The organism is Maritalea porphyrae (assembly GCF_027213965.1).
GTDB lineage: Bacteria > Pseudomonadota > Alphaproteobacteria > Rhizobiales > Devosiaceae > Maritalea > Maritalea porphyrae_A.
This window is the reverse complement of record NZ_JAPWGX010000044.1, coordinates 1-266: the sequence shown is the minus strand read 5'-3', so window position 1 is coordinate 266 and position 266 is coordinate 1. Positions and strand designations below refer to the sequence as shown.

Genomic DNA, 266 nt, shown 5'->3' with positions numbered 1-266 from the left:
CTGCATGCGTGAAGCCAAGTTCTAGTGCAACTTCTTTTAGCTCGTCAAACTCTGATGGTGGAACGTAACGTTCTACTGGCAAGTGGTGACGGCTTGGCGCTAAATACTGGCCTAGAGTCAGCATCGTTACGCCGTGTGCGCGTAGATCTTTCAGTACTTCGATGATTTCTTCTTTGGTTTCACCAAGACCCATCATCAAACCAGACTTGGTCGGTACATCGGGATGCTGCTCTTTGAACTTCTTAAGAAGCTCAAGTGACCATTTG

At 47.4% G+C, this 266-nt stretch carries 1 pseudogene; it reads right to left on the bottom strand.

From position 1 onward, the window contains the following. Window positions 1-266: pseudogene (locus O4H47_RS17955) on the bottom strand (lipoyl synthase); the annotation flags it as partial.